Source organism: Roseburia sp. AM23-20, from assembly GCF_003470905.1.
GTDB classification, from domain to species: domain Bacteria; phylum Bacillota; class Clostridia; order Lachnospirales; family Lachnospiraceae; genus Roseburia; species Roseburia rectibacter.
Genome location: NZ_QRHS01000019.1, coordinates 76,401 through 91,402, shown reverse-complemented (window position 1 = coordinate 91,402; position 15,002 = coordinate 76,401). Strand labels below are relative to the sequence as shown.

General features: G+C 41.6%; 14 protein-coding genes. 1 reads left to right on the top strand and 13 read right to left on the bottom strand.

Going from position 1 to position 15,002, the window contains the following annotated elements; genetic code table 11:
* Positions 1–173: 173 nt before the first annotated feature.
* The 13 genes from flgN to DW650_RS14140 all read right to left on the bottom strand — a co-directional run bounded on the left by flgN (position 174) and on the right by DW650_RS14140 (position 14,407).
* The gene (gene flgN, locus DW650_RS14200) at positions 174–662 is read right to left on the bottom strand and encodes a flagellar export chaperone FlgN (RefSeq protein WP_118210282.1); all 489 of its coding nucleotides are present in this window, start codon (positions 660–662) and stop codon (positions 174–176) included.
* A gap of 4 nt (positions 663–666) precedes the next feature.
* A complete protein-coding gene (gene fliS, locus DW650_RS14195) occupies positions 667–1,047 on the bottom strand; it encodes a flagellar export chaperone FliS (protein ID WP_006857366.1) in 381 nt (126 codons plus the stop codon).
* 139 nt (positions 1,048–1,186) lie between these two features.
* Positions 1,187–3,928 carry a flagellar filament capping protein FliD gene (fliD, locus tag DW650_RS14190; protein WP_118210281.1) on the bottom strand — a complete coding sequence of 914 codons (2,742 nt, stop codon included), beginning with the start codon at positions 3,926–3,928 and terminating at the stop codon, positions 1,187–1,189.
* Between the two features lie 96 nt (positions 3,929–4,024).
* Positions 4,025–4,483, bottom strand: coding sequence for a flagellar protein FlaG (locus tag DW650_RS14185; RefSeq protein ID WP_241070860.1), 459 nt, complete (start codon positions 4,481–4,483; stop codon positions 4,025–4,027).
* A gap of 272 nt (positions 4,484–4,755) precedes the next feature.
* Entirely contained in the window at positions 4,756–4,971 is a 216-nt protein-coding gene (csrA, locus tag DW650_RS14180; protein WP_006857370.1) for a carbon storage regulator CsrA, read from the bottom strand.
* A gap of 2 nt (positions 4,972–4,973) precedes the next feature.
* Positions 4,974–5,435: a flagellar assembly protein FliW gene (fliW, locus tag DW650_RS14175; protein WP_015559706.1), complete on the bottom strand. Its 462-nt coding sequence runs from the start codon at positions 5,433–5,435 to the stop codon at positions 4,974–4,976.
* Between the two features lie 80 nt (positions 5,436–5,515).
* Positions 5,516–7,111, bottom strand: coding sequence for a flagellin N-terminal helical domain-containing protein (locus DW650_RS14170; protein ID WP_243091578.1), 1,596 nt, complete (start codon positions 7,109–7,111; stop codon positions 5,516–5,518).
* 27 nt (positions 7,112–7,138) lie between these two features.
* Positions 7,139–8,980, bottom strand: coding sequence for a flagellar hook-associated protein FlgK (gene flgK / locus DW650_RS14165; protein ID WP_118210279.1), 1,842 nt, complete (start codon positions 8,978–8,980; stop codon positions 7,139–7,141).
* Between the two features lie 17 nt (positions 8,981–8,997).
* A complete protein-coding gene (gene flgK, locus DW650_RS14160; protein ID WP_118210278.1) occupies positions 8,998–10,761 on the bottom strand; it encodes a flagellar hook-associated protein FlgK in 1,764 nt (587 codons plus the stop codon).
* 21 nt (positions 10,762–10,782) lie between these two features.
* Positions 10,783–11,283 (bottom strand): flagellar protein FlgN, encoded by a 501-nt coding sequence (locus DW650_RS14155; RefSeq protein WP_006857375.1) that lies wholly within the window; start codon positions 11,281–11,283, stop codon positions 10,783–10,785.
* A 28-nt stretch (positions 11,284–11,311) separates the two neighbouring features.
* Positions 11,312–11,593: a flagellar biosynthesis anti-sigma factor FlgM gene (gene flgM / locus DW650_RS14150; RefSeq protein ID WP_006857376.1), complete on the bottom strand. Its 282-nt coding sequence runs from the start codon at positions 11,591–11,593 to the stop codon at positions 11,312–11,314.
* A 130-nt stretch (positions 11,594–11,723) separates the two neighbouring features.
* Positions 11,724–12,359, bottom strand: a complete 636-nt coding sequence (locus DW650_RS14145) for a GNAT family N-acetyltransferase (protein WP_118210277.1) — start codon at positions 12,357–12,359, stop codon at positions 11,724–11,726.
* Positions 12,360–12,385: 26 nt separating this feature from the next.
* Positions 12,386–14,407, bottom strand: a complete 2,022-nt coding sequence (locus tag DW650_RS14140; RefSeq protein ID WP_243102973.1) for a M28 family peptidase — start codon at positions 14,405–14,407, stop codon at positions 12,386–12,388.
* 148 nt (positions 14,408–14,555) lie between these two features.
* On the opposite strand from DW650_RS14140, the gene mscL reads away from it, so the two are divergent.
* Positions 14,556–14,975: a large conductance mechanosensitive channel protein MscL gene (gene mscL / locus DW650_RS14135; RefSeq protein ID WP_118210276.1), complete on the top strand. Its 420-nt coding sequence runs from the start codon at positions 14,556–14,558 to the stop codon at positions 14,973–14,975.
* The last annotated feature ends 27 nt before the right edge of the window (positions 14,976–15,002 follow it).

Genomic DNA, 15,002 nt, shown 5'->3' with positions numbered 1-15,002 from the left:
TGCGGCTTCCATGCCGCATGTCATTTTACCGTGCTTCCCATTCCAGCCGTACGCTCTGGTCTGTTCTGCCCTTAAGTAACTTTTTTCTGTTCACTTGGTACTTATATCGGATGTTCATCCCGATACTTTATAGTAAAAAAGAAATTTTTTCTTTTTTCTATCTCTATTTGTTCCTATTTTTTCTTATCCGTAAACACCGGCTCGCCATAGTTTGTCTTCATCATATTTTTATAATACTGATTTACAACACGCTGGCTCTTGCGGACTTCTCTGACCTGTTTATGTACAGATGCAAATTTTTTTGTCATTAAATCTTTATTGCGTGCTTCCTGTACCTGTATGGTTGCACTTTTACTGGTTAATTTACGGATATAATCCTGCATCTGCGCTATTTCATCACGATAAAGATCCTGATGATTCTTCAAGTCATCTTTTACCCGGTCAAACAGTTCCTGAAAACCATCATCTAATAGATCCAGCTGTTCGATCTGCTTTGACTTTTCCTCTACTGTCTTATCAAAATCATCCGGATCTAATGCCGGATTTTCCAATTCCTCACTCTGCCTGATATTTAATTCCATAATGGCATCTAATATCTCACTCTTTTTTTTCAGGCTCTGTATCATAACCGGAATATATTGGTTTTTCTCCATATTTTCCATATCCTTACTGCTGTGTATGTGCCAGCTTCATAACCTGTTTCCAGGTATCACGCATGGTACGAAGATGTTTCAATACTTCTTCCATGATTTCCTTATCTTTTTTCATGTTTGCTTCCTGTAAGCGCATCATCAGATAATTATACACCTCATCAAAGTCTTTTGCCACCGGATATTTATGATTTAATGTACTCTGGAACTCTTCTATAATGTGCTCTACTTTCATAATATTATCATGAGCTTTCTGAATATCTTTCGCCTCAATCGCTTCAATCGCAATATTTGCAAACTTTATCGCTCCTTCATAAAGCATCAGCGTCAGTTCCGCCGGTGATGCAGTCATAACTTTGTTGTTTGCATACGCTGCGTATCCTTTGTTAGCCAGCATAAATCATTTCCTCCATGTATTATATAATTTTAGATATAATTTTCTTTATGTCACAAATATCTGTCCCACATCTATGTGGGGCAGATATTTAAATTTTATCACTCTCTTTTTTATTTTACCACCATTTTCAGCAATTTTATCAGCTTCCGAACAGGTTGGATAATGAAGATGTCTGGCTCTGTAATTTAGACAATGCTGTCTCCATTGCAGAGAACTTCTTGTAATATGCATCTTCCTGATCCTGCAGCTTCTGTTCCCACTTCTTGATCGTAGTGGTGTAATCACTGTATTCGGATGCCATCTCTTTATCATTGTATACTTTATAAATACTGCTTAAAGTTGAAGATTTCATCTTCGTTCCAATTGCATCGTATAAATTGGTTGTAAGCTGCTGCATAAAGGAAACGACCGTATCCGGATCAGAGTTGATCATTGCCATCAGCTTATCTTCGTTTCCGGAAGTTGCTGTATCGTCCTCATCACCGTCAATATGATATGCATTCTGCTGATTCTCCGGTGCATTCAAGAAACCCAGTGTCTTGATTCCAAAACTTGACAGATAATATTTCTTGCCATCAATCGTAACCGGCTGACTCATGGCATTCGTCATCAGATTCATGACACTTTCCAGACTGTCATCACGACGGAGCAATGAAGATTTAATTTTCTCTTCCCACTTCTCAACTTCTGAATCAGACATTGCACTCTTTTCATCATCTGTCAAAGGCTCATATCCCTTTGCTGTATCCGCATTGTAAAGTGATGTCATTTCGTTGATCAGAGAATTGTACTGTGTCAGGAAACTCTTGATCTTATCGTAAATTGCCTGTGTATCGGTCGCAGTTGTGACGGTAATCGCATTGGTATCCCCATCTCCGGTTGCCTGCATTGCAGTAATGGAAAGTCCGTTGATAGAGTAGGTATTCAGTGAACTGGTGTATGTAATACCGTTTAATTTAATTTCAGAATCACAGCCATCAATCTTCTTAGCACCTGAATTGGTATATTGAGAGCTCTGATCCATAATTTCTTTTGAATTCTGTACTTTCTTTACAAATGCAGTTAATGCTGTTGTATAGTCTGATGAAGTTGAATCCATTGCAGCCAGATCTGCAAGTACCGAATTATCATCCATCGTTTTCTGTGCTGTGGTCATGGTCGTCTGATTCTTTGTAATGACCTCCGCATATTTGTTTGTCACCTTTGTAACATCACTTGCTTTACCTGTTTGATATGCCTGCTGAATGGAATCAATGATATTCTTTCTGGAATATTCATCATCAGCAGCCAGTGAATCCTCTGCACTTTCATACACATTGACTTTCTCAATATTAGATGTCAATTTAGAAACAACCTCATCGGTAAGTGTATCCTTCTTATCCTCTCTAATCTTACTGAGTACATCTGCGGAACGTTCGATACCTGTTGCTGCAGTTCCCTGTGTATATTTCATCTCTGTAATATCTTCTGTTGTACAATCTGACACAGCAACTGTTTTTCCACCACTGACTACATTTTTATCACTATCTACTTCCTTAAAAGTGGTTCCGTCTAATATATAATTTTTTCCATCTGTTCCTGCATATGTTCCGTTATCATTCGGTGTATACACAACTCCGTTTTTATCTGTATACTTATCCCCAATCTTATGCGATGTACCTGTAGCATTATAATATGCCACATTTTCTTTGATACTGATCGTCTGTGTCGTGCCATCATCTGAGATATAAGAATATTTTGCATTTCCATCATCATCCTTATCACCGGTTGCTGTCCAGACATGACCATCTTTATCTGTATAAGTTCCGTCATCATTCGCTGTATAGGTAAGATTATCGCTTCCCTGATAAGTTACAACTTTCTGTATATACTGTTTGGTTCCATTATTATCATACGCGTAAATCGTATTACCATCTGCATCTTTACCTGCTTCTGTATATACATTCCCAGCCGCATCCATCACAGAATTCACTCTCTGGGTTGCACTCATGCCAAGTAAAGTTTTAAGTTTCTTCTGATCATCAGCAGATAAACCACTGTTTTTTAACGCATCCATCATCTCTGTATATGCCGCTGCATATCCATATGCAGATGAAAGATTCGCATTCTGTCCTGATGCTGTCTTATATGCTTTCTGCGCATCCTGATATTTCTGAATGGCCTTCACTACATTCTGCTCCAACTTAGTGTCATTTGCATCATAGTACTGTGTATAAGACTTGTATGTTGCATTCGTCGCATCTGAGCCAACAGCCAGTCCCATCTGATACAGTGCTCTTGCACCTTCTGTATTTCCACCGGTCAGAGTGAAATCATTATCTTTTCCGGTATCTTTAGAACTAATGAAGATACGATGATTTGTCTCATCAAAGTTTGCACTGACACCGGCATCTTTTAATGAAGCGATCACATCACCAACAGTCGATCCCTGTGTCACTGTAATCTCTTTTGTTGTACCATCACCCTTTGTCAGATTGATCTTTGCATCTCCACCTGTATAACCTAGTTCAGCAAGTGTTGTGGATGTCGTCGTCTTGCTTGAAAGCTGTGCTCCGGTCAGATAACCCGCCTGCGCAACTTTAAGAATATTTAGCTGTTGTGTTCCGGTCGGTGCATTATTTCCTGCCTTTACCGTTGCTTTGGTAGAATCGGAAACAGTTGTTGATTTTAAATTATATGCGGTAGATAATTTCATGCTGCCGACGCTGCTGTAAAGACTGTAAATCTTCGTATTCAAAGATTTCCACGCATCCTGTTTCCAGGATAATTTTGTCTGTGCCTTTTTGTATTTGTTGGTCTTGTAATTGTAGGATGATACCAGAGCAGAAATAATGGACTCTGTATCAAGACCTGATGCTAAACCGGTAATTCTGATTGGCATATTATCACTCCTATCTGATGAAAACTCTCATCTGTTGTTCTTCCTGTATTTGATATAGCTGCCGACAGTCTGTGCTGCCTTTATTTCTATTTTTGTTTACATCTTCTCATCCACTAAAAGTCCTGCGACTTCCCAGACTTTTGCGATCATGTCAAGTGTTTTCTCAGGCGGATATTCCTTTAAGACTTCTTTTGTGTCCTTGTCCACAATCTTGATCATAACGCGGTTCGTGGCATCGTGGATGCCAAAGACTGCTTCCGAATTGTGTGCTCTCTTATTGATCTCTTCTACAGCTTTCCGGATCTGGGTGTTATTTCCTGCTCCTACGAGTGTTTCCTGCTCCTCATCCTTGTCGTTTCTGGCACTCAGACTGTTTTTGGTATCCGTACTGTTTTTGTTTTCTGCCTTCCATGGAGTCGTGATGTTCTCCACTGTCTGCGTTGTGCCGCCTGTAGCACTTCCGCTGCCTGCAGCACTGCTATTTCCTGCTGCAGCTGCCTCTACGGATTTGCCGTAAGATGCTGTCGATGTTTCCTGTATCCGTTGAACTCCCATGATTCTGACCTCCGTTTCCATGGTATTCTCAGCTTCTTTCTGCTGTGATTCACACTTCCCTGTGTCTATCTGTGCATGCCGGCTATCTTGTGGCCTGTATGCTAATCTACTTAATCTGTGATTTATATCGGTTTCTTTGCGTATAAAATTAATACCGGAGCCGCATTTTTCTGCCTGTATAACAGAATGCACGGAACGAGGTACGAGTGAACAGTAACAATGTACGCTCAGCGGTCATTCTATTATTGTGAATTATGTGCTCCGGTATTTTCTTAGAGCAGATCCTTTAAAGATGCGATCGCATCGATATTGAGAGCTGCCTTATTTTCATTCTGAATCTGAAGATATACTTCCTTGCGGTATATCGGCACTTCTTTTGGCGCAGATATGCCGATTTTCACCTGATCTCCGCGGATTTCAAGTACTGTGATCTCGATATTGTTATTTACCACCAGAGACTCACCTTTTTTTCGTGTCAATGCCAGCATTTTTATTCCTCTGCTTTCTTTCTGCCTTTTACGGCTTCATATACATTAAACTTGATTGGATAATCATCTTCCACAATCACCTGACAGCCTTTTCTGGTATCTGTATTGATCACCAAAGGTGCCTTTAAATTGACAGTCGTATCTTTCTTATCCGCCGCTGCTGTCAGCGTTACAAGTATGTAAGTATTATCTTCTGTAAGATCTCCAAGTGGGATCAGCATTTCATCGCTGACCGATGGTGCATAATCCGGTTTCAGTTCATTTGGATGCATGACCGGAAAAGCAACTTCCGGTTCATCCATGGACTGAAACCACATGATCGAGGATGGTGTTCTTTCTTTTTCCTTGTCAAAAATCAGTGTAAATTTTCTCAGATCCGGAAATCCGATCATTCCATTCTCTAAAGTGATGATCTTCTCCTCATCGATATCTATCTCCCCAAAAAGCCTTGTGTTCGCTTTCATTCCCTTTTCCTCCTGATGCAGTCTGTATGATCACGACACGCATTCTAAAAATAGTGCTGTCATTTTACTGTTAATCTATTTTACAGATAGCTGAGCAGTGTCACCTGATTTACTTTGGAAGCTGCCTGCAGTGATGACTGATAAGCAGTGTATGCCGCTGTATACTCCAGAATGATATCTGAAAGTTCTCGGTCTTCATTCTTGGACTTTAACTCTTCCATCGTTTCCTGCTCATTTGACATACGGTTTTTCGTCAACGCAAGACTCTGTCCTTTACTTCCGACATCTGTTAATGCAAGATTGACCTTCTGCAGATAGGTATCGCAGTTTCCAATGTAGCTGTTATAGAGCTTTTGCATATTATCATTGGCATAATCGCGCTCTTTTTTCGCTGCTGCGATCCACTCTTCTAATTTTGCCTGACAGTCATCCGAAGAATATTCCTGCATTTTCTTCATGGCATTTAAATCTGTCACTTTCTGTTCTGCGTCAAGCGAACGCTGTACAGCATCGATCAGCTCATCCACATCCCTGCTGAGTCCGTGATCAAATACATTTGATGCCTCTGTATTGACAGTAAGTGTCTGGTTTGCAGCCACTACATAATCGATATCCTGATAGATCTGATTGCCATCTTTATCATATTTCTCATACTTTAACTTATTGTTCGTATCTGTAATATTCGTGCAGTTGTAATAATATTCCGGACGAAGTTCACCATTTGTAAATCCGGTCTTTGTATAGGAAATATCCAAAGATGCTTTATTAGTGGAAAGTGTATCTGCTGCTGTTTTGCTGAATACCATTTCTCCGGTATTACGGATCAGCACTGCCTCTCCATCTGCAATGTCATATGATTTTGGTGTTTTCGTGGATGCTTCTAACCATTTATCATAAGAATCATATACGGTAACATTCATATTTCCCGTCTTATTGACAGGCGTTGTCCCTGTTGTATCTGTATAATTGTAACTGATCGTTACCGTGCTGCCATTTGCAGAGGTTTTTGTGGTAGTTCCTGCTGCATCTGTCACATCCAGGCTGTCAATGCTGTCATAGCCAAGACGGATTCTATTATAAGCAGCCTGGGTTGGAGAAGCGATCTTTGTGCCATCTAACACATCTGCCTTATTTCCCGGAACTGTAACATCATTTCCATAATACCGGTGTTCCTGCAGATCAGCATACGACATCTTCTGGTCGATCTCGTATGAAGTCTTTTGTTCGTCTTCCGTAAATGTCAGCTTTTTATTTGTGCGGTATCCGGTAAATACCGTTCTGCCGGCATAATCCGCATTTCCTTCTGAATATAATTTATCACGCAGTTTTTCCAGCTGTGTCAGGATCGTTTTTCTGTTGTCTGTTGTAAGTGAATCCTGTGCGCCGTATTCACACTGGGTACGGATCGTCTTGATAACGTCCTGCATACTGGAGATTGCAGTCTCCGTTACATCCAGCCATGATTCTGCATCTGGAATGTTCTTCTCGTAGTACTGGTCGATCTCGCTTAAGGTACTGCGCAGACGGAGTGCACGGATCGCCGTTACCGGGTCATCGGAAGGACGCTGTATTTTTTTCTGGCTGGTCATCTGATTGTTCAGTGTGTCCACATTTCCTTTATTTCCATTGATATTAATGGATGTATTATGCAATATGATATTATTTGTAATACGCATTGCCATTTCCTCCTGTTATAAATCCGTTTATACTCCGGTTTCCTCGATCAGTTTGTCATATACTTCTGCCATAACTGAGATCATTTTAGATGATAAATTGTAGGCATTCTGGAACTTGATCAGATCAAGTGCTTCCTCATCCTCATCCACACCGGAAACAGACATTCTCTGTGTCTCAAGCGCTGCCTGTATATTTGTATAATTGTTGCTGAAGATCGTAGACTGCTGTGTATCAATGGAGATATCAGAAATCATACATTTCAGGAATCCTGATGCATTTCCTGCACGGAATAAAACCGTATCACTCTTTAATTTTGCCAGATCTTCCACCAGTTTATACTTATCTACACCTTCCTCTGTATCTGCCTTATACTGTGCAGCCAGCTTGGAAGAATCTTTTACACAAATGGAAGATACACAGATATTGGATGCTGTCAGTTTGTAATAGGAGCTTGCGCCGCAGTCTGTTGTGTTTCCATTATTCTTATCGCTCTTTCCTAATGCATATTCCTCGCCGGTTACCTGATCTGCCCCGGTAAAGAATGAATAATAATCGGTTGCATTTCCGTCTAAATCCTGTCCTTTTAACATAATATCATTAAACAAAGAACAGAAAGAACGTAAAAACTGGTTCATCTGTGACATGTAATACGGAACACCCATGGTATCAACAGAGTTTCCGATGGATGCCTGCATGCCATCTACCTTATTGGACTGCTGCTGGCTTAATGCATCCTCAAGTTCGAAAGTATAGGATGTGATCTTGCCATTGGCGTCTGTCTCAAAAGTAAAGTTTGTATAATTGTAATCTTTTCCGTAAATGGTAAGTGTACCGCTCTCAGGCACCGTCATTGCCTCAATGTCTGTGATGGAAGGACTGACAACTTTCACATGTTTGCTGTCGATCACTCTTGCCTCACCGGTAAAGTTCTCTCCGTTATTACCATCACGGATATCAAACAATGCCTTTAAGGTACCTGACATGGAACTTGCTCCCGCTTTGAAACTGTTTCCGGTTTTTTCCCATTTAACATCATATAAGCCATCCATATCGGACTGGTTTACTTTATTTTCCCTTGCAACGCATTGTAATGTTTCATAATCGTAGGTATCGACTAATACCTGTCCACCAATCTTAACTGTAAAGTAATTGGCACCTGTTGGCAGTTCCGGATCATTTGAATTCTGTACCGGAAGTTCCTCTGCCTCTGTCGGAACAATTTCGGATAACTCATCGATCAACAGTGCTCTCTGGTCACGAAGCTCGTTTGCATAACCGCCCTGGATCTCAATGACGTTGATCTGATGATTTAAACTTGCAATCTTTTCTGCGATGGAATTGATATTCTGAACCGTGGACTTGATCTCCTCGTTGGCATTATTCTGAATATCTCCCAGACCGGATGCAACGCTGTTAAAGAATGTTGCAAAGTTCTGGGCACTTCCGATAAACTGCTGACGTGTATTCACATCTCCGGCATTGTTCTTTAAGGTATCTAAGTCATTAAACATCGTGTTTAAGATTGTTGAAAAACCTTTGGAAGAATCATCATCAATAAAATAATTTTCAATCTGCTTCAGGTAATTGAGCTTCGTCTCATATAAACCGACAGATGACTGGTTGTACCAGTATTTGTTGTCATAATACTGGTTGCGAAGCTGTTTTACGGACTCGGTCGTAACACCGGTTCCCATACTGCCGTATTTTGCATAGGCACGAATAGACTCGGAAGCAACACGGTTTGCCTGCTGTTTGCTGTATCCTTTTGTCTGTACATTCGATATATTATTTGCACTCGTATTTAAGGCAACCTGATATGCACTTAATCCTGAAGATGCAATCGTTAATCCAAAAAATGTTGATGGCATGTTAACCTCCTATGCTGCTATCCAAGCTGTGTGATCAGATGCTCGATCATCTCATTAATAACATTAATAAAACGGCTGGATGCATTGTATGCGTTCTGATATTTGATCATGTATGTCAGTTCCTCATCGGAAGAAACGCCGATCACCTGCTGTCTCTGGTTATCAACCGACTGTACTGTCTGTGAAAGATTAGTTGCAGTAGAGTTGTATACATTTCCGTAGGTAGCAACCTCTCCTATCATGGCTGCATAATAATCCTTAAAGCTGTATTTCTTTGTATCATTCGGATTGACAGAAAGGCTTTCTTTATCCCATACTGCTGCAAGTGTTGCCATCAGTGACTGGTCTACATCTCCATTCTGCCGTAAATGTGGAAGTAGTGTTTCATCTGTGATCAATGCGCTGTTCACACTTGTACTTCCCATCGTGTACTGCTTTGTTGTATCAGCCGGATCTTCTTCATTGTATAAATAATAGGTCTTTGTCTCACCAGAAGCCGGATCTGTATAGGAAACCTCCGTATAACGTTCCGTTCCAAGTCTTGTAAATAACTCCTGTGGCGGAAGTTTGCCATCTGATCCCACTGCGCATTTATCTGCATCTAAGATCTTTGTATTTGCTGTTACCGTATAAGTATTGCCATCTGCATCCGTCATGGTAACGGAATTATTTCCTGTCAGGCCTGTAATATAATTTGATGCTTCTGTATTCGGGCATAAAATATCGTTGATCGCTGTTGCGATTCCATGGAATAACTGATCTATCTGTGCCTCGGCACGAAGCATAACTGACATGCCGGTTGTATCATCATAGGTCTTTCCGTCTAATCCAACGATATCCTTGTAATTTGCAACTTTGTCTCCTCTTGCAAGCACAAGCGCCTTAATCTCACCCATATCATTTTTATTTTCCGTGGAAATATCACGGCTGAAATTAAACAAATATGTATATTCACCCTTATCCGGGTCAGAAAGATGTGACCAGTATGGCGTTACAAATCCGGTCACTTTATCTGTCTGCTTTTCTACTTTATAATAGCCGTTTTCGTTAACAAACTCATTGCCTTCCACGCTGACACGCACAACACCATTTGTTTCTTCCTTATAGGAAATATCAACAAGACTTGCCAATTCATCTAATGCCAGATCTCTTGCATCACGCAGTGTCATTGCAGTCTCAATATTTCCTGCCTCAACTTTCTGGATCTGCAGATTCAGCTCACTGATCGTCTTGCCAAGTTCATTGACCTGATCGATATCATCTGAGATCTGTGAATTGATGTTGTACTGATAACTCTTAAGTCCGGAATAAACAGCACTGGATCTGCTCGTAAAAAGCTGTGCTTTCTGAACTACAAGATTCTGATATACGCTATCCTCCGGGTATTTGTAAAGCTCCTGAAATGAGCCCCAGAAATCGGTTAATGCATCCTGAAAAGCCTGTCCCTCTAATTCCTGATAATAGTTCTGCACCTCTGTCAGTGCCTCACTGGTCGATGCATAAAAAGACTGACGGCTTGATTCCGTACGGTATAACCGATCTAAGAATACATCTCTTGAATGGACAACATCTCCGATCGTTACACCAAGACCGGATTGCTGATTGCTGATTGCTGCTGTTGTATTAAATGTGACATAGTCACGGTCTGCAAACAAAACGCTCTGACGCACATATCCTGTTGTGTCTAAGTTCGCCAGGTTGTTTGATGTTACGTTAAGTGCATTCTGACTGCTCTGTAAACCGGCTACGCCGATAAACATACTTCCAAAACCATTTGCCATGGTAGTTCCTCCCTGCTTTTACTATTGCTTCGCGTCGAATCCACTGCTGCCTAAGATATCGCCTGTATTATAGGCATTCTTATCATAGTTGGCAGTCTCAGGTGCCTGTCGCGTACTTCTCAGCAAGGTAAGGTCAAATTCCACCATCTCCAATGCCTGTTTTAAAAGTGCTTCATTCTGTCTGTTTAGCTGCTGCATCTTAGCACCGGCCTCAAGCAGCCTGTCACGCTGTCTGGTAAGTGCTTCCTGTTCTTTTGGCTGCTTGTTAAGATATCCGATCATCTTTGTGATCGTCATCTCTTCCGGGCTCTGACCTAAGACAGTCGCCATATCCGTCAGGACACGGTTTCTTTTATTGGAAAGATTAAGAAGCACGCTCGCAGCATCCTGCTCTCTCGTCGTAACATCCGTAAGATGTTCGATATTGCCCTGCACCACTGCGTCTGTTTTTTCAGTCGCAAGTGTGATCAGTTCCTGATACTGCTTCTCCTCTTTACCCAGCACATCCAAAAGCTCTTCCATTAAACTAGCCACAGATTCATCCTCACTTTTACTTTACTAAAGCATTGTACTTTTCTAATAACTTATTCGCGAAATCATTCATATCCACGTTATAATTACCAGAGTCCAACCTTTCCTTTAGCTGTGCGACTCTATCTTCCCTGATATCCGAAGCATCTGCCACTGCCTGCTTTGCGATCTGGTAATCACGTCCCATAGAAGAGATCTGCACTTCATCGCGTCCGGTGCTCATCTGCTTTGTGTTCTGCACTTTCTGCGTTTTCTCTCTATTGTAAAGTTGTGCCACCTGATTATAAGCTTCTACTCGCATAATGGCATCTCCTTTCTTCCTTGAAATTCGCTTTCTAGTGTTTATATCGGACGAATCATTTTTTTCATTAGCGCAAATATGAAAAAAGAAAATGACAGGTCACCACTTTTCGCAGTATCCTGTCATTTTTCTACTGGTATTCACGGATCAGGCAGTATTGTTTCAGTGGGAAGTTCTTCTCCACAATTCCATACACCTGAAATCCAAAGTTTTTATAAAAATCTACATTTTTTTCATTGTGTGTTTCCAATGATATCATCATGTGGTGTTCCTGCGCATATGCGATCGTTTCATCTAACAGTTTCGCAGCGATCCCATGGTGCTGCATTTCCGGATCGACTGCAAGATAAATAATATGAAGTCTCTGTGTCTGGTGCAGCTGACCGGTCCAGCTTGAGTTCAGGTAATCCCCACCCTTGATAAAATTGTGAAACGTCGCAAGTGTCGGATCTTCCTTGATCAGGAAAGCGTCCGTATGGATCGTCGCCCATGACTCCGTCAGAAAAAAGTGGAACATATTAATGTGTTCCGCCTCATCCGACACGACAAGAATGCTGTTTAATTCTTCGCTGTCCGCAAAAATCTCACATGTCTCATAAAATTCATCCATATCACATTGAAATAATTCCGGCATCAGCCGTTTTCTTATTTCGGCATCCGGGATCAGCGTTTCATAGAGTGGATCATGCGCAAAACAGCGGTATAAAAGCTGCTCTAATTTTGGCAGGTCCTCGCGCTGTACCCGGTATAATTTGTCCGATTTCATATTTTTCTTATCCCCTTTTTATTGTGTCAGAACATTTCCTTTACCGTCTGACTGATTTCTTTTAAGGTCTCGCAGAGACGTCTGGTCTGTTTTTTATAGCATTCCTTTAAGTAATGCAGTTCTTCCCGGTAATCTGTGTCTGCTTCTTTTCTCTTTTTCAGCAGGCATTTCACCACATGGTAGAGATCTTCATGCCCTAACAGCCTGCCGTAACCCCATTTCAGACGATCTTTGGGCTGATTGAACACATAGTCCGTAAAATGGCGGTAAACATATTCATCAAACATAAATGCATACGCATTGTTATCCACCTGATATATTTTTTCCAGTGCTTTATCCACATCAGATTGTTCCAGAGCGTTTACAGAGTCCTGCAATAAGCCAATATTTTTCCACAATATCTCATGTGGGAAAAATACCTCTCCATACCAGTCAATGCGGACAAAATGATCCTGCTCCTGTTTGAATTTTACAAGCAGTTGTTTTTCTCTTTCCCTGTTTTCCGCAAAGAGCTGTTCTGCCTCTTGCATGTTACCTTCTGCAAGAAGTGCGTGGTAGCGGGTATTGATAGCGGCAGTCTCTTCGTAAGACTGTTTTGCTTTTTCCTGTGCCTCTTCTGTTACCTGAATTAATTTTTTTGTGATTGCAGCGATCTGTTCCTGTGTTTCTTCCACTTTCGCTGTGATTTCACTGCCTCCGGCAAGTATGCGCTCTAACACCGGTGTAAAATCAAGCGGCACAACTGCCGTTTCATCCAGTGCTAAGATCAGCAGTGTGAACAGCTCATGGTGCAGCCGGTAAACCGCCTCATCATAAAAATCATCATTATCAAACTGGGAATGGTAATGTGTTTCCATGAAACTTCCGCCGGTAAAATCATTGACCATGGAAGGGATTCCTGCGATTGCCATCGAAAAATCATCTGACCAGGTTTCGATCGGTGCCGTCACGCTTGTCATCTCAGGATAAGCCTTTGTCAGTTCCGGAAGTCCGTCTAAATATTCTTTTATATAATGTACATATTCATAACAGCAGCGGATTCTTGCACGCGTGCCGTGTGCCAGCGCCGGCAGCTCAAAATTCAGATCTGCGATCACTTTTCCGACCCATTCCGGATGTGCGGTAAAAATCTGCTCGTAAGCTCCGGTCGACCAGTCAAAGTTGGAATCAACAACGCCCCATTCCTCTGCCGCCATCGCACAGAACACGATCGTGTTGTTCGGCTTGAATCCGCTTTCAATCAGCGTTTTTGCAATGCCAAACATCATGGCGACTGCCGTATTATCATCTTGAAATCCACTGAAATAGGAGTCATAGTGTGCAGATAACAATACCATGCGCTCCGGGTGTTTTCCCTGAATACAGCCTGAAATGTTATAAGTCGTGCAGTCACGTTTTACCCTGCTGTCGGCCTTCAACCATACGGTTGCTTCTTTCTCTCCATCCAGCAGTTCCCGCAATAATGCAGCATCCTCCCTTGAGATGGAAAATGCCGGTGCATCCTCCGGTCCGGCGATATCCTGTGCGTTGAGTGCCTTCGCATCGACTTCTCCATAACCGCCACACTGCACAGCGATCACTGCCGCCGCACCTTTTAAATGTGCCTGATAAACCGGATAATTGATCCACCACTCATCTCTCTGGTTGATATCCACTAACACCAGTTTTCCGGTTACATCTTTCCCTTCATAATCCGCTTCTGTTCCCTTTCCAAGATACATCAGGGAAAATGCCTGCTCACCGTCCGTTACAAAATCTGTCTGATATGCCCCGAGCAATGCGGTATGCCTTTTTCCCTCTTTCGTTTCAAACGTAAGCTCCGCATTTTTAAACTCCCAGCCATCCACGGTAACCGCATTTTTACATACATCCGACAGTCCAAGTTTTTGCATCTCATCCTTTAACATTTCCCCTGTCAGGAATTCTGCCTTCGAACCCGCAGGACGGTAACCGAGTTTTTCGTTTGAGCGAAACTGCTCCATCCGTTTTGCAAGCTGGTACGAGTAATCCGTATCAATATTTTTTATGACCGCTTCCTGCATTGTCATGTGTGTCACACCTTCTTTTTTGCTGCTATTTTTGCTGTTTTTTGTGTTATCTATTTCTTTTTGTGTTCAAAATATTTCCTGTTTTTGATTATAGCACACTTTTTTGTTATGAACAGTCTTATGGGGGGGATTTTGAGCCGATATAATTATGTGGATGGGTTCGATTCGGATGGACATGGCTGTCGGTATTATTATCGGCGGTGCTTTTACAAGTATTGTGTCGTCACTGGTCGAGGATATTATCAACCCGTTTCTTGGAATTTTCGGTGGCATGAATTTTGACAAGCTGCACTGGAATATTGTTGGGGATGTCACATTGAATTACGGAAAGTTTCTGACTGCTGTGATAAATTTCCTGATCATGGCTTTTGTTGTATTTATACTGGTGAAAGCGTTAAATACCGCTGCATCGAAATTAGCGGTCAAAGAAGATGCGCCGGAAGAGAAAAAGCCAACTAAGATCTGTCCGATGTGTAAAAGTGAGATTGCGATCGATGCCTGCCGCTGCCCACATTGCACCTCTATCTTAGATGCAAAGGCAGTGGAAGCATTTGAGAAAAATTTGTAATTTTCATTTGCCACAGCAGATGAAAAT

What these genes read in the sequence shown, in the direction of transcription:
- flgK (WP_118210278.1), bottom strand. Translation starts at nt 10,761, where the DNA reads ATGGCAAATGGTTTTGGAAGTATGTTTATCGGCGTAGCCGGTTTACAG.
- DW650_RS14185 (WP_241070860.1), bottom strand. Translation starts at nt 4,483, where the DNA reads ATGGGAGTTCAACGGATACAGGAAACATCGACAGCATCTTACGGCAAA.
- DW650_RS14140 (WP_243102973.1), bottom strand. Translation starts at nt 14,407, where the DNA reads ATGACAATGCAGGAAGCGGTCATAAAAAATATTGATACGGATTACTCG.
- fliS (WP_006857366.1), bottom strand. Translation starts at nt 1,047, where the DNA reads ATGCTGGCTAACAAAGGATACGCAGCGTATGCAAACAACAAAGTTATG.
- DW650_RS14145 (WP_118210277.1), bottom strand. Translation starts at nt 12,359, where the DNA reads ATGAAATCGGACAAATTATACCGGGTACAGCGCGAGGACCTGCCAAAA.
- DW650_RS14155 (WP_006857375.1), bottom strand. Translation starts at nt 11,283, where the DNA reads ATGGAAGAGCTTTTGGATGTGCTGGGTAAAGAGGAGAAGCAGTATCAG.
- flgM (WP_006857376.1), bottom strand. Translation starts at nt 11,593, where the DNA reads ATGCGAGTAGAAGCTTATAATCAGGTGGCACAACTTTACAATAGAGAG.
- DW650_RS14170 (WP_243091578.1), bottom strand. Translation starts at nt 7,111, where the DNA reads ATGCGTATTACAAATAATATCATATTGCATAATACATCCATTAATATC.
- mscL (WP_118210276.1), top strand. Translation starts at nt 14,556, where the DNA reads ATGTGGATGGGTTCGATTCGGATGGACATGGCTGTCGGTATTATTATC.
- fliD (WP_118210281.1), bottom strand. Translation starts at nt 3,928, where the DNA reads ATGCCAATCAGAATTACCGGTTTAGCATCAGGTCTTGATACAGAGTCC.
- csrA (WP_006857370.1), bottom strand. Translation starts at nt 4,971, where the DNA reads ATGCTGGCATTGACACGAAAAAAAGGTGAGTCTCTGGTGGTAAATAAC.
- flgK (WP_118210279.1), bottom strand. Translation starts at nt 8,980, where the DNA reads ATGCCATCAACATTTTTTGGATTAACGATTGCATCTTCAGGATTAAGT.
- fliW (WP_015559706.1), bottom strand. Translation starts at nt 5,435, where the DNA reads ATGAAAGCGAACACAAGGCTTTTTGGGGAGATAGATATCGATGAGGAG.
- flgN (WP_118210282.1), bottom strand. Translation starts at nt 662, where the DNA reads ATGGAAAATATGGAGAAAAACCAATATATTCCGGTTATGATACAGAGC.